At 43.1% G+C, this 21,829-nt stretch carries 23 protein-coding genes and 1 other annotated feature; of the genes, 7 read left to right on the top strand and 16 right to left on the bottom strand.

From position 1 onward, the window contains the following. Window positions 1-50: 50 nt before the first annotated feature. The 8 genes from guaC to KP77_RS16680 all read right to left on the bottom strand — a co-directional run bounded on the left by guaC (window position 51) and on the right by KP77_RS16680 (window position 10,331). A complete protein-coding gene (guaC, locus tag KP77_RS16715) occupies window positions 51-1,034 on the bottom strand; it encodes a GMP reductase (RefSeq protein WP_041123898.1) in 984 nt (327 codons plus the stop codon). Between the two features lie 190 nt (window positions 1,035-1,224). Further along, entirely contained in the window at window positions 1,225-2,400 is a 1,176-nt protein-coding gene (locus KP77_RS16710) for a sugar ABC transporter permease (protein ID WP_041123897.1), read from the bottom strand. A 12-nt stretch (window positions 2,401-2,412) separates the two neighbouring features. After that, window positions 2,413-3,933, bottom strand: coding sequence for a sugar ABC transporter ATP-binding protein (locus KP77_RS16705; protein ID WP_041123896.1), 1,521 nt, complete (start codon window positions 3,931-3,933; stop codon window positions 2,413-2,415). Window positions 3,934-4,023: 90 nt separating this feature from the next. Then, the gene (locus tag KP77_RS16700; RefSeq protein ID WP_041123895.1) at window positions 4,024-5,139 is read right to left on the bottom strand and encodes a sugar ABC transporter substrate-binding protein; all 1,116 of its coding nucleotides are present in this window, start codon (window positions 5,137-5,139) and stop codon (window positions 4,024-4,026) included. Window positions 5,140-5,317: 178 nt separating this feature from the next. Further along, the gene (locus KP77_RS16695; protein ID WP_041123894.1) at window positions 5,318-6,367 is read right to left on the bottom strand and encodes a sugar ABC transporter substrate-binding protein; all 1,050 of its coding nucleotides are present in this window, start codon (window positions 6,365-6,367) and stop codon (window positions 5,318-5,320) included. Between the two features lie 28 nt (window positions 6,368-6,395). Continuing rightward, on the bottom strand, window positions 6,396-7,922 hold the full coding sequence (locus KP77_RS16690) for a response regulator (RefSeq protein WP_041123893.1): 1,527 nt from the start codon (window positions 7,920-7,922) through the stop codon (window positions 6,396-6,398). Beyond that, entirely contained in the window at window positions 7,897-9,360 is a 1,464-nt protein-coding gene (locus KP77_RS16685) for a sensor histidine kinase (protein ID WP_041123892.1), read from the bottom strand. Before KP77_RS16685 ends, KP77_RS16690 begins: the two co-directional genes overlap by 26 nt. Further along, a complete protein-coding gene (locus KP77_RS16680) occupies window positions 9,357-10,331 on the bottom strand; it encodes a substrate-binding domain-containing protein (RefSeq protein ID WP_041123891.1) in 975 nt (324 codons plus the stop codon). The genes KP77_RS16685 and KP77_RS16680 overlap by 4 nt, the downstream gene beginning before the upstream one ends. Window positions 10,332-10,554: 223 nt before the next feature. Here KP77_RS16680 and KP77_RS16675 point away from each other — a divergent pair, with 223 nt between their 5' ends. Then, a complete protein-coding gene (locus tag KP77_RS16675) occupies window positions 10,555-11,106 on the top strand; it encodes a DUF488 domain-containing protein (protein ID WP_041123890.1) in 552 nt (183 codons plus the stop codon). An 18-nt stretch (window positions 11,107-11,124) separates the two neighbouring features. Here KP77_RS16675 and KP77_RS16670 read toward each other — a convergent pair whose 3' ends face one another. Next, a complete protein-coding gene (locus KP77_RS16670; protein ID WP_041123889.1) occupies window positions 11,125-11,295 on the bottom strand; it encodes a hypothetical protein in 171 nt (56 codons plus the stop codon). Between the two features lie 109 nt (window positions 11,296-11,404). On the opposite strand from KP77_RS16670, the gene KP77_RS16665 reads away from it, so the two are divergent. Genes KP77_RS16665 through KP77_RS16655 form a run of 3 tightly spaced genes read left to right on the top strand, consistent with a single transcriptional unit; the run spans window position 11,405 to window position 12,575 of the window. Further along, window positions 11,405-11,773 (top strand): VOC family protein, encoded by a 369-nt coding sequence (locus tag KP77_RS16665; RefSeq protein ID WP_084218763.1) that lies wholly within the window; start codon window positions 11,405-11,407, stop codon window positions 11,771-11,773. A 12-nt stretch (window positions 11,774-11,785) separates the two neighbouring features. Continuing rightward, window positions 11,786-12,208: a VOC family protein gene (locus KP77_RS16660; RefSeq protein WP_041123887.1), complete on the top strand. Its 423-nt coding sequence runs from the start codon at window positions 11,786-11,788 to the stop codon at window positions 12,206-12,208. Continuing rightward, window positions 12,195-12,575 (top strand): hypothetical protein, encoded by a 381-nt coding sequence (locus tag KP77_RS16655; RefSeq protein ID WP_041123886.1) that lies wholly within the window; start codon window positions 12,195-12,197, stop codon window positions 12,573-12,575. Before KP77_RS16660 ends, KP77_RS16655 begins: the two co-directional genes overlap by 14 nt. Before the next feature lie 105 nt (window positions 12,576-12,680). On the opposite strand, the gene KP77_RS16650 is transcribed toward KP77_RS16655, so the two are convergent. Further along, on the bottom strand, window positions 12,681-13,442 hold the full coding sequence (locus KP77_RS16650) for an MBL fold metallo-hydrolase (RefSeq protein ID WP_041123885.1): 762 nt from the start codon (window positions 13,440-13,442) through the stop codon (window positions 12,681-12,683). Between the two features lie 208 nt (window positions 13,443-13,650). Next, window positions 13,651-15,015 (bottom strand): glycerol-3-phosphate transporter, encoded by a 1,365-nt coding sequence (gene glpT / locus KP77_RS16645; protein WP_041123884.1) that lies wholly within the window; start codon window positions 15,013-15,015, stop codon window positions 13,651-13,653. Window positions 15,016-15,346: 331 nt separating this feature from the next. Further along, window positions 15,347-15,559 (top strand) — a binding site (T-box leader). 48 nt (window positions 15,560-15,607) lie between these two features. Between glpT and argS the strand changes: the two genes are divergently transcribed. After that, entirely contained in the window at window positions 15,608-17,296 is a 1,689-nt protein-coding gene (argS, locus tag KP77_RS16640) for an arginine--tRNA ligase (protein WP_041123883.1), read from the top strand. Between the two features lie 146 nt (window positions 17,297-17,442). Continuing rightward, entirely contained in the window at window positions 17,443-17,901 is a 459-nt protein-coding gene (locus KP77_RS16635) for a DIP1984 family protein (protein WP_041123882.1), read from the top strand. Between the two features lie 242 nt (window positions 17,902-18,143). On the opposite strand, the gene KP77_RS16630 is transcribed toward KP77_RS16635, so the two are convergent. From KP77_RS16630 to KP77_RS16615, 4 genes are all read right to left on the bottom strand, one after another. After that, window positions 18,144-19,265, bottom strand: coding sequence for a GGDEF domain-containing protein (locus KP77_RS16630; RefSeq protein ID WP_052474385.1), 1,122 nt, complete (start codon window positions 19,263-19,265; stop codon window positions 18,144-18,146). Window positions 19,266-19,483: 218 nt separating this feature from the next. Beyond that, window positions 19,484-19,939: a hypothetical protein gene (locus tag KP77_RS16625; RefSeq protein WP_041123881.1), complete on the bottom strand. Its 456-nt coding sequence runs from the start codon at window positions 19,937-19,939 to the stop codon at window positions 19,484-19,486. Between the two features lies 1 nt (window position 19,940). Further along, entirely contained in the window at window positions 19,941-20,135 is a 195-nt protein-coding gene (locus KP77_RS16620; protein WP_041123880.1) for a helix-turn-helix transcriptional regulator, read from the bottom strand. A 121-nt stretch (window positions 20,136-20,256) separates the two neighbouring features. Next, window positions 20,257-20,658 (bottom strand): (deoxy)nucleoside triphosphate pyrophosphohydrolase, encoded by a 402-nt coding sequence (locus KP77_RS16615; RefSeq protein ID WP_041123879.1) that lies wholly within the window; start codon window positions 20,656-20,658, stop codon window positions 20,257-20,259. A gap of 120 nt (window positions 20,659-20,778) precedes the next feature. Between KP77_RS16615 and KP77_RS16610 the strand changes: the two genes are divergently transcribed. Next, window positions 20,779-21,255, top strand: coding sequence for a hypothetical protein (locus tag KP77_RS16610; RefSeq protein WP_041123878.1), 477 nt, complete (start codon window positions 20,779-20,781; stop codon window positions 21,253-21,255). A 45-nt stretch (window positions 21,256-21,300) separates the two neighbouring features. Here KP77_RS16610 and KP77_RS16605 read toward each other — a convergent pair whose 3' ends face one another. Continuing rightward, on the bottom strand, window positions 21,301-21,819 hold the full coding sequence (locus KP77_RS16605; RefSeq protein ID WP_041123877.1) for a GNAT family N-acetyltransferase: 519 nt from the start codon (window positions 21,817-21,819) through the stop codon (window positions 21,301-21,303). Between the last annotated feature and the right edge of the window lie 10 nt (window positions 21,820-21,829).

Genomic DNA, 21,829 nt, shown 5'->3' with positions numbered 1-21,829 from the left:
CTGACCGGTTTTACACCGAACATCACCCACAAACCACGAACAACCCAAACTCAGTAAACCTTATCCCCATTAAAAATCGAATTCTTCACCACAACATAATCCACATGCTTAATCGACTCAAGCGTTTTGCCGCCTGCGTATGAAATCGATGACTGCAGATCCTGTTCCATTTCAGTCAGCGTGTCCTGAAGCGAGCCCTTATGCTCAACGAACATTTTCTTACCTTCGACGTTTTTCTTTTCCCCTTTTTGGAATTCTGAGGCTGATCCGAAGTACTCCTTCACACGCTTTCCATCAACTTCTGTTGTTTCGCCCGGTGATTCCTCATGACCTGCAAACAGCGATCCGATCATAACCATCGATGCGCCGAAGCGGACTGATTTGGCGATATCGCCATGCGTTCGGATGCCGCCGTCAGCGATGATTGGTTTAGTTGCCGCTTTTGCACACCAGCGAAGTGCTGCGAGCTGCCAGCCGCCTGTGCCGAAGCCTGTTTTAATTTTCGTGATACATACTTTACCAGGCCCGATGCCTACTTTTGTAGCGTCAGCACCGGCATTTTCAAGCTCTCTGACTGCCTCAGGTGTCCCGACATTTCCGGCAATTACAAAGCTCTCCGGCAGGTGCTTTTTAATATGCTGGATCATGTCGATGACGGCATTCGAATGACCGTGCGCAATATCGATTGTGATATAGTCCGGCACCAGATTAGCAGCAGCCAGTTCTTCAATAAATCCGTATTCATCTTCCTTCACACCTACACTGATTGAAGCAATCAGGTTCTTTGCCTGCATGTCTTTGATAAATGCAATACGTGCTTCCGGCTCGAAGCGGTGCATGATATAGAAGTAACCGTTTTCAGCTAAATGCACAGCGATTTTCTCATCAATAATTGTCTGCATATTTGCAGGTACAACCGGCAGCTTGAACGTATGCTTGCCAAACTGCACGGATGTATCACATTCAGAACGGCTATTAACCACACATTTTGCGGGAATTAATTGAATATCCTCGTAATCAAATACATTATCCATATGAAACACTCCTAAAAGCGAATATTTTAATAGTTTATATTAATTATTGTTCGTACATTTAGTAATTTACAGTGTTTAGCAGGAGATGTCAAACAGAAACTGGGGACGGAGTTGGCACTTCGAGGTCAGACCTCGAAGTGCCAACTCCGTCCCCAACAAAAAATCCACCCTTTTTAAGGTGGATTTAAAATTAAGCTCTCTGTTTCCTCGTCATCACATCAAAAATAACTGCAAGGGCAAGTACGCCTCCGCGGATCATATATTGTGATGCGATGCCGACGCCGAGCAGGTTCATACCGTTTACAAGGGTGGCCATAACAACCGCTCCGATAACAGCACCAGTTACCTTACCGACACCGCCTGCTGCTGATACGCCGCCAACAAAGGCTGCTGCGATGGCATCAAGCTCGAATAAGGTTCCGGCTGTGGTGGTGGCTGATTGCAGTCTTGAGGTGAAGAGAATCCCTGAGAGTGCAGACAGCATACCCATTGAACCGAATACGATAAATGTGATTTTACTCACGTTAATCCCTGACAGGTGGGCAGCTTCAGGGTTGCTTCCGACCGCATAGATATGACGGCCAAGTACTGTTTTTGTCGTGATGAAGTGATAGACAATCAGTACGATAAGAATAATGATCATCGTCCATGAAAAGCCGTTGTAGCCTGCAAGGATCCACGTGATGTAACCGATCAGTGCAGAGACAAGGACAAGCTGAATGATGAAAAGCGGTTTAGAGACAACATCAAAATTATATCTGATCTTGTTATTGCGGTTTTTAACCGTAGAGTAGATATAGTAAAGAATAAAGACTGCTCCGATTAAAAGCGATAGCAGGTGGAGCCCGCCAACTTCTGCAATTGAAGGGATATAGCCGTTTCCGATCGCATTGAACGTGTCATTATCTACGTTAATCGTTCCGGATTTTTCAGTTGCCTGCAATAATGCTCCGCGATAAATCAGCCAGCCGGCCAGTGTTGCCACGAAAGCAGGAATCCCTACTTTTGCGACCAGGAAGCCTGTGATTGAACCTGCAAACATACCGAGCACCAGGATAATTGGAATTACCAGAAACACTGGCAAATCATATTGAACTAACAAAATCGCGGCGATTGCACCAAGAAATCCTGCAAGAAATCCGATTGATAAGTCGATATGTCTGATGACAATGACAAGCATGACACCGACCGCGAGTACGGCGATATAGCCGGAGGAGTCAATCAGGTTGCTGATATTTCTTGAAGACATAAATAAGCCGTCTGTTAAAATGGTAAAGATCAGCATAATGACAAGCAGCGCAATATACATACCGTAATCACGGATATTATGCTTTAATAATCCTTTTGCTTCTTTAAATAGATTCATCGTTTTTCACTCCTATAGCGTGGCGAGTCCCATGATTTTTTCCTGAGTTGCTTCTTCTGAAGACAGTTCACCTTTAATTTCACCTTTAGCCATGACATACACACGGTCACTCATACCGAGCACTTCCCCAAGTTCAGAAGAAATCATAATAATGCTCATGCCGCTTTCGATCAGCTTGTTCATCACTGTATAGATCTCAAGCTTGGCGCCAACATCAATTCCTCTGGTCGGTTCATCAAGAATCAGCAGCTTCGGTCCGACAAACAGCCATTTTCCGATGGATACCTTCTGCTGGTTCCCACCGCTCAGGTTCCCGACCTTTTGTTCAATGGACGGTGTTTTAATCCCAAGCGATTTTCTGTATTCTTCTGCTGTTTTAATTTCTTCGTTATCATTAACAACTCCATAGTCTGACAGGTTCTTTAGATTCGAGATCGATATATTGTTTTTAATATCCTGAAGTAAGAACAGCCCGTCTCCTTTGCGGTCTTCGGTTACATAGGCGATGCCGGACTTTATGGCATCACTTGTATGCTTAAACTGGATCTGGTTACCGTCTACTAAAAGGTCCCCGGAGATTTTATATTTCTTTGAATTTCCGAAAATACTTAACGCAAGCTCTGTTCTTCCGGCACCCATCAGGCCGGCAATCCCGACGATTTCTCCGTAATTGACATGGATATTTACATCCTCTGCAATATTTCTTCCGAGTTTCGGATCATAGGCAGTCCAGTTCTTGAGTTCAAGCAGTCTGTCAGGAGAAACCTGGTGATTTCTTTTCGGATAAATGTCTTCAATTTCACGGCCGACCATGTTTTTAATAATCGCAGCCTCTGTTACTTCACCTTTTGCTGCATTAAGCGTACAAATTGTCTGTCCATCCCGGAGGACGGTCGCTTTATCTGCAATTGAGATTACTTCATTCAGTTTATGAGAAATCATAATTGAAGTAATTCCCTGTTTTTTCAATTCTCTTAATAAATTCAGTAAGTTTTCACTATCTTTATCATTAAGAGCTGCTGTCGGTTCATCGAGGATCAGCAGTTTTACTTTCTTACTCAGCGCTTTTGCGATTTCAACAAGCTGCTGTTTTCCCACGCCAATTTCTTTAATTAATGTTTCGGGATTAATATGAAGGTTTACTTTGTTCAGTAATTCTTTAGAGCGGACAACTGCTTCATTCCAGTCGAGCACGCCTTTTCGCTGCAGTTCATTACCGATAAAAATGTTTTCGTAGATAGAGAGGTCAGGGAACAGGGCGAGTTCCTGGTAGATAATCACGATCCCGCGGTCAACGCTGTCGCTGATTTTGTTAAATTGCTGGACCTGACCATCAAAATAGATATCGCCTGAGTATTCACCGTGTGGATATACGCCGCTCAGTACTTTCATCAGTGTGGATTTTCCGGCGCCGTTTTCACCTACCAGACAGTGAATTTCCCCTTGATCAACTTTAAAGTTAACGTTTGAGAGGGCTTTTACACCGGTAAATTCTTTGGATATGCCTCTCATTTCCAGAATTGGTTCGCTCATTTTCATGCCTCCTAAGCACCTGGCTTCATGTAAAACATAGAGTAATCGTGACAGGGGAGGTAAGCCGGCACGATTACTCTGATGGTTACGTTATTCTAATCCTTCAAACTCACTTGCTTCATAGTAGCCTGAGTCGATTAGTTCCTGCTGAACATTTTCCTGGTCAACCACGATCACGTCTGTTTGTTTTGCATCTACTTCAATGCTGTTGTTATCGTAAGTAGCTGTTGTTTCCGGCGTATTGCCGTCAAGTACGTCTACTGCCATACCCATTGCATCTTCAACAAGTGTACGTACGTCTTTGAATACTGTCATAGACTGTTTGCCGTCAATGATATACTGGATCGATGCTTTTTCAGCGTCCTGTCCTGTAATCGTATAATCTGTAATGGCGCCGTCAGAAGCGAATACGTCTGCGATTGAACGGGCAGTACCGTCATTTGGTGCAAGAATTGATACGTCACCTTTCATATCAGCGCCTGCTGATGTCAGGTGCGTTTCTGCTTTGTTTTTAGCTTCACTTGGATCCCAGTTTGTTGTTACCTGGCCAAGAATGCTTCCAAGCTCGTCACGGCTTAATTCTGCTTTATCTTTTAAAGCTTCAGCTTCACCTGAGTTAGCGATTACGAATGTACCGTCTGCAATTTTCGGCTGCAGCACTTTCCATGCGCCTTCAAAGAATAGGAATGCGTTGTTATCTGATGCAGCGCCGGCATAAAGGTAAAGTGGAATGCCTGAACCTTCAGCCTGATCAATTAAATACTGTCCCTGTGCTTCACCAACAGCCACGCTGTCAAAAGTGACATAGTAGTCTACAGCTTCTGTGTCTGTAATCAGACGGTCATATGAGATAACTGTGATGCCTTCGTCCCGAGCGGCTTCAACAGCAGAACCTGCAGCTGTACCATCATGTGGAGCGATAATGAGGACATCCATTCCTTTACTGATCAATGTTTCAACGTTTTCTTTTTCTTTTGCTGAAGATCCCTGGCTGAATAAAATTTCAGTTGTATAATCAGAGTCTGACAGTGCATCCTGGAATCTTGTTTCATCCTGAACCCATCTCGGCTCATCCTTTGTTGGTAATACGATTCCTACATCCAGGCCGCTTCCGTCTCCTGAACCCCCATCACTTCCACATCCTGCAAGACCGAATGTTAAGACTGCAGCTGAAAGTAAACCAAATGCTTTTGATTTTTTCCCCATTGTTGTAAGACCCCTTTCAAAATGTTTGTTGATTACATGGTAAATATAGCATCGAAAAATAGACTGAAAACGCTTTCTTCTAGTAGTAAATTATCATTGTGCTGTATTTTTTTAATATTGAGATAAATGTATGCAAAAAAACTGCAGCCCATTCAGGCCGCAGTTTTTTTGATCTGACTTATTGATAAATATCTTTTTCCTGGTGAAATCCGTCTGCAATGACTGTTTCTTTGATATTTGTCCGGTCAACTGGCACCGGGGGAAGAAGGATGGAAGGGACGTTAATTTTTCCGTTATTGATTGTCCGGTCTTCCTGGATCTCCTCGTTCAATGCGAGCTTGATTGCGAGTTCCACAGCGCGTTCGGACAAGTCGTCAATGCTTTTATACATCGTCAGGTTCTGTGTTCCCTGGACGATGCGCTGCACGCCTGCCAGGTCTGCATCCTGACCGGCGACAGGGACGCTGCCGGCAAGGTCATATGCAGCAAGTGCTTCGATTGCAGCTCCTGCAGTCGCATCGTTACCGGCAATGACTGCATCAATTTGCTGATGATTCACTTCAAGGGCCGTTTCCATATTTGCTTGCGCCACTTCAGGGACCCAGTCTTTCGTCCATTGATTGAATACGACAGTGACATCCCCTTTATCAATGTATGGCTTCAGTACCTTAAAGACGCCCTGCTTCATCAAGTGGGCATTGTAATCAGTATCCGCACCGCCCAGGTAGACGTAATTCCCTTTTGGTACAAGCTCTGTCATCGCCCTTGCCTGCAGGATACCGACCTCTTCATTGTCATAGGATAGATATAAGTCCACTTCCGCGTTTCTCACAAGCCGGTCATACGATAATACTTTGATCCCTGCATCATGGGCTCTTTCCACAATCGCAGCCATCGATTCTGCATTATGGGGAACAACGACCAGCACATCAATCCCTTCACTGATCATCTTTTCTGTCTGCCAGACCTGCTTGACGTCATCTCCATTTGCGACAGTGACCTCTACTTCAACCCCGGCTTTTTCTGCAGCTTCTACAAAAAGATCGCGATCCTTGAACCAGCGGTCTTCCTGAAGTGTATCCATGGAGAAACCGATTTTAATCTCCTCGAGGCTCTTTGATTCAGCTTCAGGGGGCAGCGTGACGTCTTTGATCTGTTCATCAGGTGTACAGGCGATCAACAGGATCGTCATCACCCACCCCGATAACAGTACGAATCGTTTATTCATGTGCATACAGTCCTTTTCTGATAAGTGATCACGTGACTGTTTTACTCCGGTAGGCCGTAGGAGAGAGGCGATAGGCTTTTTTGAACACCTTGCTGAAGTAATTCGGATCATGATAGCCGATTTCAATCGCAATCTCCTTCATACTCTTTTCAGAATCTCTCATTAATTTTTTTGCTTTTTCAAGCCGGCACTCAGTCAGAAAGCTGATATAGTTGATGCCGAGCTTTTCTTTGAACAATTTACTGACATAGATCGGACTTAAGCCGGCTTCTTTACTGATGATCTCAAGTGACAGATCTTCATGGGCGTGTTCAATAATGTAATGCTTGATCTGCTCGATCATATCGCCGTCAGTATTCTGGCTGTGTGCCTGATGAGCGTACTTCATCCGGTCAATCATATAGCTGGTTTCAGCTCTCAGCTGCTTGTAACCGTTGACCTGGACAGCATAGACAGGCATGTCCACTTCAACCCCCATATCAGACAGAATGGAGGAGATCAGCCAGAGAATTTCAGCTACCTGCTTTTGCGTTTGCATGATATCTCTGTTTTCCCGTTCATACTGATCAATACTTTCATTTACTTCTTCTGTTAAAAGCTGCCACTGCTCCTGACGCAGAAGCCCATCAAATTTCTGCTCATACGCTTTATAAGACTGGGAGTAGAAATCAAGCGTCAGTGCCGGCATATCTGAATAAAACTGATATTTAACAGGCTGATGATAGTTTCTGGTGGCAATGAGTGATTCCTGATAAGACTGTTTGATCCGCTCGATCTCCCCGTAGACATCCCCAATCCCGATAAACCACGCATCATGATCCGGTTTTCTGAGTGAGAGAATACGTTTTGCCATCGTAATAGCCTGATGCCGGAATGACTCCCCGCTGTTACGGAAAACAATAATCGGCACCTGTCTGCCATTCATTGCACCTGTCCAGCCGCTGCCGGTACTTCTGACTACTTCTTTTACGGCGGAATAAGCGCCTTTTGCTTCTTCAGGAATCAGCAGATTCATCACAAATTTATCCTGTGTAATCGGAATATGGAGGAGGTCAACAAGCTGATTCAGGTGAACTTCATGAACATGATCGAACAGCAGCTGTGTCACGACATCTGTTTCAAAAACAGCCATCGCTTTTTCAATCGTACTCTGATAGCGCTTACTTTCTTCTGAAGATTTTTTCTCAGCACGGATTTTATCCAATGCTGCTTCAACAATCTTCACAATTTCACTTACCTTGCTCGGTTTTACGATATAGTCGTGCACGCCGAGCTTCATTGCCTGCTGAGCGTATTCAAACTTAGCAAAAGCAGTCACCAGAATGAATGTTGTACCAGGATAGGCCCGGTGCAGCTGCTCAATCGCTTCAAGGCCTGACATGCCGGGCATCTGGATATCCATAAAAATGAGATCAGGCTTCAACTGCTCACACATATCAATCGCAACCCTGCCATTACGCGCCTGGCTGATCTCAAGCTCAAAATGCCTGTTTAAAATCATCTCAAGCCCGTCACGTTCCATCTGCTCATCATCCACTATGAGAACTTTGATCATATGTCTGTCCACTCCTTTCTTTTAAGATATACAGTGATATCTTCGTGCCTTGCCCAGGCTGGCTCACAATATCTACAACGTCATCACTTGCGTTAAAAAGCTTCAGGCGCTGCACCACGTTTTTAAAACCGATACCGTTTCCTTTTTCACTTGTGACTGCGCGTGCATCCTTCAGCATCTCTATTTTTTCCTCTGTCATGCCGGGTCCATCATCTTCAACTTCTATCACCACATGGTTTAGTGCATGTCTGACCCGGAACAGGATCGTGCCCCCGTCTTCACTCGGCTCAACAGCATGTATAATCGCATTTTCTACAATCGGCTGAAGGGTCATGCCCGGGATCTGTATATCGAGACACGTTTCATCGATCTCAGTGATAAAGGTCAGGCGGTCAGTATATCTTGCTTTTTGAATCTGAATATACTGCTTCAGCACATGAAGCTCTTCATGCAGGGCAGTCGGCTTATCCATATGTCTCAGGTTGTAGCGCATCAGATCCGCAATGCTGACTAACAGATCACTCGTTTCCTCTGACCCTTCAATATAAGCTTTTTTAGATAATGTGTTCAGCGTATTAAACAAAAAATGTGGATTGATCTGGCTTTGCAGACTGAGCAGCTGACTTTCCTTCAGTAAATACTTACTTTTCTGGAGTTCAGCTTCAAGCCTTGCTTTTTGTTTCGTCTCAATAAAAAGATTATTAATGTTAATCCGCATCTGTTCAAACGTTCCTGCTAAAATGGCAGTCTCATCCTTTGAATCTGCTTCAATCTCTCTATCAAACTGACCCTTTGACAGCCGCTTCGCTGATTCCGTCAGCTTTTCAAGCGGTTTTGTAATCCTTAGAGAGAACCAGTAAGTAAAAAACAGCAGCATTAGAATAATTGTGATTAACAGCCATACACCAAGCTCCGTCAGCTTCTCCGACCGGTCAATCATTTCCCGATAGAAGATATCATACGTCCGCAGTTCTTTATCAATCACGGAAAGTCTCATTTCAGATACATAATCGGCAATATGAATGGCTTCATTCAAAGCAGATTTTGCTGTTTCGATTTCTCCTGAGATCTGAAAGTTCACGGAGCGCTCTGTCATTTCCACAAGACTCACTGTGAGATTCGTATAATTCGTCAGCTCTGACTCATTATCCGTATTTCTGAAGGCAGTAACCTCCTCGTATAACTGACGCATGCGGTTTTTCCTCCGCTCAATGGTACGGTAATTGGCATCAGACGGGTCGAGCAGATAGGCATTCAGTGAGGTGACCGTTTCCTGACTGATCATATTCAGTTCATTCATCACCAGATAGCGTTCAAGAATCTGATTATACTGATCCTGCATTTTCTGATTATAGTAGGTAAGGGAAATCCAGATAATCACCATAATGATCAGCACAACAATTGCCAGCAGCCATATTTTCTTTTGTAAATGCTTCATTGGCTACTCAAATCCTTTATAATACTGACCTCAGTAAAATACCCTTCAATATCGAGCGGCTGGCTGTCTTTTTGAAGCCAGTCTGACATCAGTTCAACGCTTAATTGCCCCATATCTTCAGGAGACTGCTGAACAACCCCATCAATCTTCCCGCTCTCAAGCAGCGCATACGCTCCACGTTCCTCATCAAACGTGTATATATAGTAAGGCTCTACTTTTCTTCTGGTCTCAATTTCTTTGACCAGCTCCTCAGTGAATGAGGCATTAACTGCCAGAAATGATGTTGCCTGCGGAAAGTGATTCAGCAGATCATTCACAGTCGATAAACCCTGCTCACGGTCACCAATCTTGGCTTCAATCATCTCAATATCAGGATAACCAGCCAGAACGTGCTCCACGCCCTCAAACCTTTTCCGTTGAAAATACTCAGGTTCACTATCCATCATCAGAACCACTTCACCAGTTGTGCCCATGTCTTTAAGCAATTCCCGCGCAAGCAATTCACCGGCTTCAAACTGATCTGACCCGATATACGTTTTACGCAGGCTCTCTTCTTTCGGGACATCATGGGCAACCGTCAGCACCGGAATTCCATATGAAGCCGCTTTCAATTTTGTCAGCTCTTTAAATTTTTCATTATCAAGTCCCTGCACGATAATCCCATCAACCTTTGAGTAGATGGCGATTTCAATCTTCCTCAGAAAATCCTCTGTATTGCTGCCATAAATTCCGCTCACATCCAGATCCACGTTCAGTTCACCGGCTTTTTTCTCAGCGCCGGCCGTCACATCCCGCCAGAAAGGATGATCAGTCTCATTTGTAATCAGCACAACGCGCGGCACATTTTCATCCTGCTCACCCGCATCAGGCAAATCCCAGTCTGTATAAAAAACAGCTGCAGCAGCCTGAAAAGTAAAGTAGAACAGAAATAGTCCAACAGCTGAAACCATCAATATTAAAAGCTTTCTCATACCACGAAAGCATCTCCTTTTATGTGTGAATTAATATTCAGTAAATTATAACAAAAGGATGGAGGGGAGTATATCTCTGTTTTTTGTACAGGAATTGGATGTAAGGGGGATCTCCTTTTTGGGGGCGGAGTTGGCACTGCGATGATCTCGCAGTGTGAACTTCGTCCCCGGAGAATGCGCGGACCTGAAATCGGGTAAAGGCATATAAAAAGGAGGCAGTACCATGATCTTTCACACAATCGGACACTACAATCATACTGAAAAAGAATTCTTACATATGCTGCAGGCTGCAAATATTGATTTCATTGCAGATGTGCGTGCTTTTCCTGGGAGTAAAAGAAGTCCTCAATTTAAAAAAGAGAATCTTGAGAAATGGCTGAAAGGGGCAGGGGTTGGCTACCGTCACTTTCCTGAGCTTGGAGGCAGAAAAAAGGTTTCGGGGGAGGTTGGCGAGACCTTGAATGCAGGCTGGAAGAACCGTTCTTTTCACAACTATGCAGATTATACGCTGACGAAAGAATTTAAAATTGGTGCTGGGGAGCTGTTGAAGCTTGGCGAACGTCACCAGGTCGCTTATATGTGCTCCGAACACCACCCCGCAAGATGTCACAGGCTGATCATCAGTAATTTTCTTCAGGCGAATGGGTGGCAGGTTCGTCATATAGTCCCTGGTTCTAAAGGTGAACCTGAATTAGTAGATCATGAGCTTGGTAAATGGGGGGCTGTTCCTGTGATTGAGGAAAGCGGGGAGGTTGTGTATCCTTGGATGAAATGAACTCCGTCCCCAAATCGATCAGTCTTTCTTTTCAAAACAGCTTTCACATAAAAATGAAGCCTCGTTTCGCAAATAAGCTTTGATCTCTGTAAAACCTTTTCTTTTTGGATAGCGCAGCTTTGCGTATACCTGCTCACCGTCTTCGATTTCTTTTCCGCAATTTATACACTTTGGTGGATCAAATAACATGTCTAAACCCTCCTGTTCTTTCCGTTTTTTGTAAGGTATTATATAAGTTGAGTGTAGCTTAAAGGCTGCTATCATACAAATTTATATGGGAATTGGAAGGGAGAAATCAATGGTGATTCAGCAGGTTAGACAGATTGGTATACCGGTGAAAGATGTGAAGCGGGCGACAGCATTTTATGGAGAAACTTTGGGTCTTCAGCTGTTATTTGAAACAGAAAATATGGCATTTTTTGAACAAAACGGTCTTCGGCTGATGCTGACACTGCCGGAAAATGAGTCATTTGATCATCCGGGCTCAGTGATTTATTTTAGCGTGGAGGATATCGAAGAAGCCTATCAAAAGCTTGAGGATAAGGGCGTTTCCTTTCTGGATCAGCCGCATGTGGTAGCGAAAATGAATCAGACAGAAACCTGGATGACCTTTTTTAAAGACACGGAAGGAAATACACATGCACTTATGAGTGAAGTGTCGGTATAGGGGGAAGCTGGAATGGAAAATCAATTAATCAGAGTTGGCACGACGTATATTCCTGTATCAGATCCGCGGGTATCTGCAGCCTGGTATAAAGAAAAGCTTGGGGCAGAGGTTAACTATGAAGACCAGGACAAAGCAATTATAGATCTGGCTGGTCAAAGCTTTTTTCTCGTAAAAGCATCTGAGAATGAAAAGGCCAACTTTTTCGATCAAAAGGGTGCTGAACGCTTCTCGCTTACTTTTGAAGTGGATGGGATCGAGTCTTTAAAATCGTTCCATCATACATTACATTCATTGGGTGTAAAGACTGGTGTGATTGAAAATAGAGGACATGCCGGGAGAAACTTTGTGTTTTCAGACCCGGATGGCAATTTGTTTGATGTGTGGAGTGAGTTGAGTTCAGCTTTTAGAAAGGGGGGATCTGTTGAAAATAGTTAAATTGAACAGGTCTCAAATGATTATTGCCATCCTGGCGCTCGCAGTTCTTATACTTGGTGCCTTGCAAATAAAAGACATGATGCAAAAACCCGATAACAGTCTTACTCTCTATCAGGAAATAGCTTTTGCAGATGATATGGAAGAGGTTGAAGCACTGATGCTTGAAGGGTATGAGGAAAACTTCGATCCTGAAGCGGTAGAGCATATGATGCGTGCGGATCGCCAGGCGCTTGGAATTGAGCAGTTTACACTCGTTGAATTTCACGATAGAACTTATCTGGTAGAATCTTCGCCGGGAACTGATCAGCTTTATATCTTAAATATTGAAGAGCCTCCTGAAGAAATACGGGACTATTTTGAAGAATAGCGTATCGGTTATGCAGGGAGTGTGAGAGGCGAAACCGGGGACGGAGTTGGCACTGCGATGACGTCGTAGTATTAACTCCGTCCCCAAACCTCCGGAAAGCAGAACTCAAAAAGACAGTGCTTCCCCGTCATCCGGCACAGTCAATCTGCCGGCAAACTCCTTCTCCTCAGCAAAAACTTTCAATTCTTTCCGTGGTAGGGCCCAGTGGTTCACTGCTTCCATATGAACCGCTACGATCGCTGCGTTTGGAGCAGCTTTCAATGTTTCAAACACGTCATCTTTCCCCATCACAAGTGATCCACCTTCAAGGAACTGGTTATCCCCGGCGTTCAGCACCATGACTTCCGGCTGATGCGTGCGGATTTCTTTTTCAATTCCTTCGTACCAGACTGTATCCCCGGCAATATAAAGTGATTTTTCACTCTCGTGTTTAAATACAACCCCGCACACGTGTCCAAGCATTTTCAGGATTTCACCTTTGCCGTGCTGTCCCTCTGTTTTGATCAGTTGAACGCCTTCAAACTCCGCCTGTTCCGTAAGTACCTCTACATTTTCAAAGCCGTCGTTTCTTACTTTTTCATCATCTTCTGCATTTTGTACAAAAATCTTCATCCCATTTGGCAGCACTTCTTTTGCCGCGTCGTCATAATGGTCGAGGTGAAGATGCGTTAAGATTACAGCGTCAATGTCCTGAATGATCTCATCGATTGATACCGGCAGATCTACCAGCGGATTGTTCTGATCCTGTCTCGCTGAATTCTGAAAAGGCGGGTAGGCCCCCTTTTTAGCTAAAAACGGGTCTACAAGAAACTTTTTGCCTGCATAATGAACAATGAGTGTGGCATTTCTGATTAATTGGATATTCATTTAATATCAGCTCCTGATTCTGAAAGTTACTGCTATTTTATAACAAAATCTAAAAAAGCTTTAAGAATAAGATTGGTAATTTTTTTAAGATTTGGGGACAGAGTTGGCACTACGATGTCAGACTTCGTAGTGTGAACTCTGTCTCCAAAAAGAAAGGAAAGAATAAAAGCCCGGAGAAATCCCGGGCTTTTCCAGATTAATATATTATCTAATGACTTTTTACGACTTCCTGACCTCTCACATTCCATGTGAATGAGAAGAGAATAATCGCCATTATACATGAAAAGATTAGCATGATAAATCCTGCATCCCATCCGGCACCTTCAACGACAAAGCCCATTAAGGCATTAGCAGTTACAGCACCACCCAGGTAACCAAATAGTCCTGTCAGTCCTGCTGCTGTTCCGGCAGCTTTTTTAGGTACATAATCAAGTGCCTGAAGCCCAATAAGCATAACTGGTCCGTAAATTAGGAATCCGATGGCAATTAATGCAAGGTTGTCGATCATTGGATTGCCGGCAGGGTTCAACCAATACACAATGACCGCAACTAGTACACCAATCATGAAGACCACACCGGCTGGTCCACGACGTCCTTTAAAGAGTTTGTCAGACAAGTAACCGCAAAGAAGAGTTCCTGGAATGCCTGCCCACTCATAAAGAAAATATGCAATACTTGAAGAAGTCATATCAAAATCTTTTTCTTCTGTCAGATAAGTAGGCGCCCAGTCAAGCACACCATATCGGACGAAATAAACAAAGATATTTGCGAATGCAATCATCCATACCCATTTATTATTTAACACGTATTTAAATAGAATTTCCTTAGTTGTAAGCTCAGTTTCAAGTGTTTTACGTGATTTGTTCGGATAGTCATCCCGATGCTCCTCGATTGGCGGAAGGCCTACAGATTGAGGTGTATCACGCATCAAAATAAATGTAAATATTGCTACAATTAGCGCAACAATTGCAGGGAGAATAAAGACGCCTTCATACCCCGAAAATGTTCCACCGAAATAAGTGCTAACAAATGCTACACCACCAATTGCAAGTGGTGCCATTAAGCCACCACCTACATTATGGGCTACATTCCATATTGCAGTTTTTCCGCCACGTTCACTGACACTGAACCAGTGTACAAGGGTTCTTCCAGACGGAGGCCAGCCCATTCCCTGTACCCAACCGTTTAAAAATAGCAACACAAACATAATTGTTACGGATGAAGTAAAGAATGGAACAAGGCCCATTGATAAACTGATCAATGCAGATAAAACAAGTCCTGTTACAAGAAAATACCTGGCGTTACTCCTATCGGACACGGTTCCCATAACAAATTTACTGATACCATAGGCGATAGAGATTGCTGATAATGCAAGCCCTAATTCACCTTTGGTAAAACCTTCTTCCTGTAGATAAGGCATCGCAATGGAAAAGTTTTTACGGATCAGGTAGTAAGCCGCATATCCAATAAAAATTCCCATAAATACCTGAAATCTCAGACGTTTATATTCTGCATCTACCTTTTCTTCAGGAAGACGCTCAACCGGTGGTGCGGGCTTAAATATATTTTTCATATTGTACCTCCTAAGTATAATTATTCAAGCTAAGACGCATAAAAAACAAGCATCACAATACACACCTTCTAGAAAGGTGGTATGCAACACTCGTCTCTGGATTCTGTACGTGCAATTATTAACTTGTCTTCTAGCATATTACAAAAATATGAAAGCGTTGTCAACGAATTTCGAATTATTTCAAAAAAATAATTTAATAGAATTAATTTTATAGCGTATTAAAATTTTATTTTTTACCTAATAAAAATAGATTTTCAAATTATGATTTGCCATCGCCTTCCCCAAAAAAAGGATTGTATTTTCCAAAACAATCTCTATAATAGGAAAAAAGCTAACGTCAATGACAAAGAGAGTAGCTGTCTGTGGATGTGAAGCGAGCCGGGGGTGGTGGGAGCCCGGTTGTGAAGCAGGAAGTGAAGCGCACTTTGAAGATGCAGCACTGAAACTGGAGTAGGTGCTGCCGGGGAGAACCCCGTTATCAATTTGAGTGGTTGTACAAACAATTAGAGTGGTACCGCGGACGAATGATACGCCCGTCTCTTTTCCTGTGTGGAGAAGAGACGGGCGTTTTTTATATGGAGGAGGAATTGCAGTGGATTATCAATTGTTATTTGCAGAAGCTTTATACAAACAATTAAAGGACCAGCTGAAGCAGGATAAGATCATTCAGCTGATTGAAAAACCGAAATATCAGGAAATGGGTGATTTTGCGTTTCCGTGCTTTGAGCTTGCGAAGGTTTTTCGCAAGGCGCCTCATCAGATTGCACTTGAGCTGTCGGAGCAGGTTGTGTTGCCGGACGCATTTACTAAAATTGAGGCAGCTGGTGGTTATGTAAATGTCTTTTTAGATAAGAGTCAGGTATCATCTTTTGTTGTTGAAGAAGTGCTCAAGAAGAAAAGTCACTATGGCGCAGTGAATCAGGGCGAAGGAGCTGTCATCACGATTGATTTTTCATCGCCCAATATCGCAAAGCCCTTTTCAATGGGACACTTGCGCTCTACGGTGATTGGCCATTCGCTTGCGCGGATTGCTGAAAAGAATGGTTTTGAAGTTGTGCGGATTAACCATTTAGGGGACTGGGGGACGCAGTTTGGAAAGCTGATTGCGGCCTATAAGCTTTGGGGGAATGAAGAGCAGATTCGTAAAAATCCGATTAAAGAGCTGTTAAAGCTCTATGTTCAGTTTCATGATGAAGCGGAGCATGATTCCACTCTGATTGATGAGGGACGCCTGTGGTTTAAGCGGCTTGAAGACGGAGATCAGGAAGCGCTCGCCCTTTGGAAGTGGTTCAGAGATGAGTCGCTGAAGGAATTTAACAGCATTTATCAGCTGCTCGGGGTCACGTTTGATTCGGTGCAGGGTGAAGCGTTTTATAATGACAAAATGGATCGCGTTGTGCAGCTACTTGAAGAGAAAGAACTTTTAGAGGAGTCTGATGGGGCACTCGTGGTTGAGACTGCAGAAGGCATGCCGCCCTGTCTGATTAAAAAGAAGGACGGGACGACACTATATGCGACGCGGGATCTTGCAGCGGCGATCTATCGTCATGAAACGTATGGATCTGAGCGGTCATTGTATGTAGTGGGGAATGAGCAGACGCTTCATTTTAAGCAGCTGTTTCATGTGCTTCAGAAGATGGGTTATGACTGGAGTCTAGAACTGTCACACGTTCCATTTGGCATGATGTTAAAAGACGGTAAGAAAATGTCTACGCGAAAAGGGAAGGTCGTGCTGCTTGAAGAGGTGCTGAAAGAAGCAGTCAGTCTGGCGCGGCAGAATATTGCAGATAAAAACCCTTCACTTGCTGATCAGGAGCAGGTCGCACATCAGGTAGGTACTGGTGCAGTCATTTTCCATGATTTAAAAAATCATCGCCTGAATGATGTGGAATTTTCACTGGATACGATGCTGAAATTTGAAGGGGAGACCGGTCCGTATGTACAATACACGCATGCGCGTGCGTCTTCTATTTTGAGAAAAGGTGCCTACCAGGAGAAAGCTAATGGATTGGCGTTTTCAGGTGAGACGGCCTGGTCTGTAATCAAGTGCCTGATGGAATTTCCTGAAGCGGTCAAGCGTTCATTCGAAGGGAATGACCCGTCGCAAACAGCGAAATACGTACTTGAACTGGCAAAAGTATTCAACCAATTCTATGGAAATGTGCGGATCCTGGATGCTGCTGAAGAGAGACAGGAAAAGCTTTCGCTTGTGCACGCGGTTCAGATTGTGTTGAAGGAGGGGTTGCATTTGCTTGGCGTGGAAGCGCCTGAGGAGATGTAGTACTTGAAAATCGGGTACGGAGTTGGCACTACGAGGTCTGACCTCGTAGTACCAACTCCGTACCCAAAAAATCTTTCTCCTGTCCTTCCCCTCCATCTAATGCTAAAATAAGGAAATATATAACAAGCGCTGAAGGAGAGGTTTGGATGAAGTTAGCTGAAGCATTGATCATGCGTGCGGATTATCAGAAGCGGGTTGAGCAATTAAGACACCGTCTTGCTCAGAATGTCAGAGTGCAGGAAGGGGAAGAGCCGAATGAGGATCCAAAAGAGCTGATGATTGAGCTTGAACAGATCCTAAAGCAGCTGAAAACATTGATTCAGAAGATTAACAGGACTAACCTGAAGACATCATTTGACGAAAAGCGTACGCTTGCAGATGCGCTGACCGAACGCGAATTAATTGGTCAGGAAAGGCGCATTTTCAGTGAACTTGCCACTCAGGCAGCTGTGCGTCATGACCGCTATTCACGTTCAGAGATCAAGTCAATTTCCACAATCAACGTAAAAGAAACACAAAAGCGGGTGGACGATCTGTCTCAGGATTATCGGAAAATCGATACGAGAATTCAGGAGCTGAACTGGCTGACTGACCTGGCAGAATAACGATTAGCAGGTAGCGATTGAAAAAGCGAGTACCGAACCTTATCCAATGAGGAACATTGGAACTCACTTTAATTAGTAGGGCGAGGGGCTGCTCTATTGGGTTTTCACCCGGCTGACAATGAATGCCCAGAACACATTACATGATGACAAATGACTGATAACAATTAACGACCAGGTACTGATTTTCATATCGTGAGGGTGGGTATGGGGCAAAAAAACTTCCGGCATTTACCGGAAGTTTTTTATTTGCTGATATGGCGATGAATAACAGACTCAGCACGTAACAATGAATCTGCTGTACAGACTTTATTGCGGCCGGTCCGCTTTGCCTTATACAATGCCTGATCAGCGTCTTGTAATAGCTTCTTTGGTTCTGAAGTTGTTTCTCTATAAGAGGCAAGGCCGACTGAGACCGTCACATTGATTTTCTCATTTGATGACAGGATAAAGGTGTTTTTCTCAACCTCCTGCCTGATACGTTCACTAATATTTTTTGCTTTAGATAAAGAACAATCAGGTAAAATGACTGTGAATTCTTCCCCACCATTCCGGCTGACAATATCAAAGGATCGGACTGTTCTTTTTAACACTTGACTTAACTCTGATAGAACAAGGTCTCCCTCATTGTGACCATACGTATCGTTTACCTGCTTAAAATGATCAATATCTATGAATAGGAGAGCCATCCTCTCTTGTTTAGTTTCAGCTTTCAGACAGAGATCATTAAACACCTGATCAAATTTGCGGACGTTGTGAAGACCAGTCAGCCCATCCGTTGTAGCTTCTGCTTTAAATCGCTCCATCAACGCTTGATTCTTTCGGAGATAATCGACTGTTGAGAAAGCAGCAAATCCTGCCGCATAGGAGATTGACCAATAGACAGAAATCAATGCTGGCAGCGAGCGTAAATCATTTAACAGAAAGGTGATGATAACCGTAAAAATAATATTAGAAACAGTCAGTGCCCAAAAAATCTTAGTGCGTCTCTTCCATGTGCTTCTGAAAATGAGCAGAACTGATAAAGTAATCGATACAATCAGCAGAAGCGCAAAAATAGAGGAGATATTAAAGCCGATTAGAAATCTTCCTCCAATAACAAGAAGCATAGCTGTAAAAGCCGGAATTGGCCCGCCATAATAAGCTACAAGTAGAATTGGTATATGGCGCAGGTCGATAATTGTAGATCCAAAACTCATACTATATTGCATCAGTACATTACTAAGTAAACCTGCTAACGCTCCGGCTGCAAGCTTTCGTTTCAATGAAGACTGTAAATTTACTGCTGATTTACGAGTGAGTTGTGTATATAAAAATATTGATGTAATCAGGATGCCAAGGTTAGATATTAATTCTTTAATAATCAATTAAATGCACCTCTTAATAAGTCATAATGCCTATGTTTTAACTATACCCCAGGAGGTTCTAAAATACCATTCTGATTAAAATTTTTTTTGAGAAGCGGTTTTATGATGAAGGAGCTTTTTTGAAAGTCCATTCCACTCCTTACCTGTCAGCTGAAACAGTAGAATTCAAACAAAAAAATTGCCGGTCTCCGTGATGAGACGTCGGCAATCTCTTCTTGTCATATCAGCTCTTTATTCTTGTGATATGAGCGTTTTAATGAGACATAGCTTGAAACGAACATGAATAACACGGCTGTTGTCAGTAATCCGGTGATCTCGAACCACTCAGCGATTGTTGCCGGGATCTCAACAATAAATATATACGATATGAGAAAAATGAAAGCAAAAGTAAACGTTCTGAACAGAATGATTTTTCGTTCCTTTTTGTATGCATTTTCTGTAGCCACATCTGTGTACTCAATACCCGAAGTGATGTATCTGATTCCAACATACAATACAAAAGTGCCCATCGAGATAAGAAGTACAGTCTCAGCGTCCAGTGTCATGAATCTGCTGATGAGGGTCATCACTACTAAAGACAAAAAGAGAAGTACAGCCCCCTCAGCAAGGAAGATCAGTATTTTTTTCTCCTTATATTCATCATCAGGTAATAAGAATCCTATCCACGTTTTCATCTCATTCAACCTCCCAAAATAATTCATCAAGCGTTTTATTCAGCTCTTTTGCGATCGCTACACATAATTGAAGACTCGGATTATACTCCCCTTTTTCAATCAGACCAATCGTCTGCCGCGTAACGCCTGTGCGCCTGGCCAATTGCTCCTGTGTAATTGAAGCATTCATTCTCGTTATTTTCACATTGTTTTTCACATTTTCACCCACGTGATGTAAGATATAGTTTGCATATGCAATTTATATATTACATTCTGTACTGTTAAATGTCAATGAATGGTTTGTATATAAAAAAGCAAAGAGCGCCGGCCCTTTGCTTTTATATATTCACCTGGTTCATCACATCCCTAACAGCCGGAATATCCGCCGGCGCCCACACGAGTGATTCAAGGTTTTCACGCGGCATCCAGATTAACTTGGCGTGTTCTGTTGCGACTGGTGTGCCTTTAATCAGTTCTGCTTTAAGAGAGATCAGTTCAATGATAAATGTATCGTATTCATGTGTATTTCTGTTAATGACCTCACAAGCTTTGATCTCACATTCAAGTTCTTCAGTAATTTCCCTCTCCAGTGCTTCCTGAAGGTTTTCTCCTTCTTCGACCTTTCCACCGGGGAATTCCCACATGTTCGGGATCAGCATATCATGAGCGCGCAAAGCGCATAAAATCTCGTTATGTTCATTTTCAATAACAGCAGCAACGACTTTTACTTTCTTTTTCATCACGACAACTCCTGAGCTTTAATTTCATATATTCATTTTAGCATAGCTAATACAACACTAACTCCCAGTGGTTTCCTGTTATAATATACATAATGATTTCTTCAGTAAAGGAGCCACAATATGAAAAGTCTTATCTCCTATTTCAAACAAAGAAGATTCCGTAACTATTTCATCAATACGTTATATGAATTTCATGGATTATTACTTTCACATATAAACGAAAAAAAGATTAAGAAAGCGCAAAAGCAGAATCAGCCGATTGAGTCGCATTATCTGACAATGATCAGGGCTGCGCGCATTGTAGCAAAGGTGCAGAAGATTTCGGGATCAAGAGATGGGGCAGAGCTGCTGGCGAATCTGCTGTATTCAGAAACAATTTTAATGAGACAGGTTCTTCAGGCTAAAAAGGATGGGTTATCGATTAAAAATGAAACCATTCAGGAGTCGATTGAGGAAATTGCGATTGGATTTGAGAAAACAGTCGATCATTTTTATGACTTGCGGACCGAGGGAATGAGAGAGGAAATGAAGATCAGCAGAGAGCTGAGAGCGCAGAGGGAACGTATGACAGCGCATAAAAGAATAGATCATAAATAAAGGTGTAAGGCCTGCTGGTGGCCTTACACCTTTACGGATTAGAAGCTAATCAATTTGCTTCTTCATAATCAGGTCAAACTGTTCTTCATCCCCCATATAGAATGAATGGACTCCAGTTTCCTCAAATCCCATCCGTTTGTAAAAAGCAATGGCACCTTCATTCTTTTCCCACACACCAAGCCATATGCTGTTTTTTTGATGATCGATTGCTGTCTGGATCGCCTGATCGAGTAGACATGTTCCAAACCCATTCTTCTGAAACGCTTTGCGGACATAGATTCTTTCAATTTCAAGCGATGCAGGACCCATGTTTTCAGATTGTGCCTCTTCAATATTCACCTTCAAATAGCCTGCCGGCTGATCATCTGCAAGGATAAAAAAGAAGGTAGACAGGGGCTGCTGTAACTCGGATTCAAGCTGTTTCGAAGTGAAAGCCTTCTCCAGATATGCCTTCATATTTTCAGGACTGTTTTGATCTTTGAAAGTATCGTTGAATGTTTCATAGCTGATCTCTTGTAAAACTGATAGATCATCAAGGTTGCAGGTTCTAATTTGTACGTCCATTTCTTTTCAC

It is taken from the genome of Jeotgalibacillus alimentarius (genome assembly GCF_000829445.1).
GTDB lineage: Bacteria > Bacillota > Bacilli > Bacillales > Jeotgalibacillaceae > Jeotgalibacillus > Jeotgalibacillus alimentarius.
This window is presented reverse-complemented; position numbering and strand designations above follow the sequence as displayed.

Excerpts from the sequence above, each read along its gene's own strand:
- guaC (WP_041123898.1), bottom strand. The coding sequence starts at position 1,034 with ATGGATAATGTATTTGATTACGAGGATATTCAATTAATTCCCGCAAAA.
- KP77_RS16710 (WP_041123897.1), bottom strand. The coding sequence starts at position 2,400 with ATGAATCTATTTAAAGAAGCAAAAGGATTATTAAAGCATAATATCCGT.
- KP77_RS16705 (WP_041123896.1), bottom strand. The coding sequence starts at position 3,933 with ATGAGCGAACCAATTCTGGAAATGAGAGGCATATCCAAAGAATTTACC.
- KP77_RS16700 (WP_041123895.1), bottom strand. The coding sequence starts at position 5,139 with ATGGGGAAAAAATCAAAAGCATTTGGTTTACTTTCAGCTGCAGTCTTA.
- KP77_RS16695 (WP_041123894.1), bottom strand. The coding sequence starts at position 6,367 with ATGAATAAACGATTCGTACTGTTATCGGGGTGGGTGATGACGATCCTG.
- KP77_RS16690 (WP_041123893.1), bottom strand. The coding sequence starts at position 7,922 with ATGATCAAAGTTCTCATAGTGGATGATGAGCAGATGGAACGTGACGGG.
- KP77_RS16685 (WP_041123892.1), bottom strand. The coding sequence starts at position 9,360 with ATGAAGCATTTACAAAAGAAAATATGGCTGCTGGCAATTGTTGTGCTG.
- KP77_RS16680 (WP_041123891.1), bottom strand. The coding sequence starts at position 10,331 with ATGAGAAAGCTTTTAATATTGATGGTTTCAGCTGTTGGACTATTTCTG.
- KP77_RS16675 (WP_041123890.1), top strand. The coding sequence starts at position 10,555 with ATGATCTTTCACACAATCGGACACTACAATCATACTGAAAAAGAATTC.
- KP77_RS16670 (WP_041123889.1), bottom strand. The coding sequence starts at position 11,295 with ATGTTATTTGATCCACCAAAGTGTATAAATTGCGGAAAAGAAATCGAA.
- KP77_RS16665 (WP_084218763.1), top strand. The coding sequence starts at position 11,405 with ATGGTGATTCAGCAGGTTAGACAGATTGGTATACCGGTGAAAGATGTG.
- KP77_RS16660 (WP_041123887.1), top strand. The coding sequence starts at position 11,786 with ATGGAAAATCAATTAATCAGAGTTGGCACGACGTATATTCCTGTATCA.
- KP77_RS16650 (WP_041123885.1), bottom strand. The coding sequence starts at position 13,442 with ATGAATATCCAATTAATCAGAAATGCCACACTCATTGTTCATTATGCA.
- glpT (WP_041123884.1), bottom strand. The coding sequence starts at position 15,015 with ATGAAAAATATATTTAAGCCCGCACCACCGGTTGAGCGTCTTCCTGAA.
- KP77_RS16635 (WP_041123882.1), top strand. The coding sequence starts at position 17,443 with ATGAAGTTAGCTGAAGCATTGATCATGCGTGCGGATTATCAGAAGCGG.
- KP77_RS16625 (WP_041123881.1), bottom strand. The coding sequence starts at position 19,939 with ATGAAAACGTGGATAGGATTCTTATTACCTGATGATGAATATAAGGAG.
- KP77_RS16615 (WP_041123879.1), bottom strand. The coding sequence starts at position 20,658 with ATGAAAAAGAAAGTAAAAGTCGTTGCTGCTGTTATTGAAAATGAACAT.
- KP77_RS16610 (WP_041123878.1), top strand. The coding sequence starts at position 20,779 with ATGAAAAGTCTTATCTCCTATTTCAAACAAAGAAGATTCCGTAACTAT.
- KP77_RS16605 (WP_041123877.1), bottom strand. The coding sequence starts at position 21,819 with ATGGACGTACAAATTAGAACCTGCAACCTTGATGATCTATCAGTTTTA.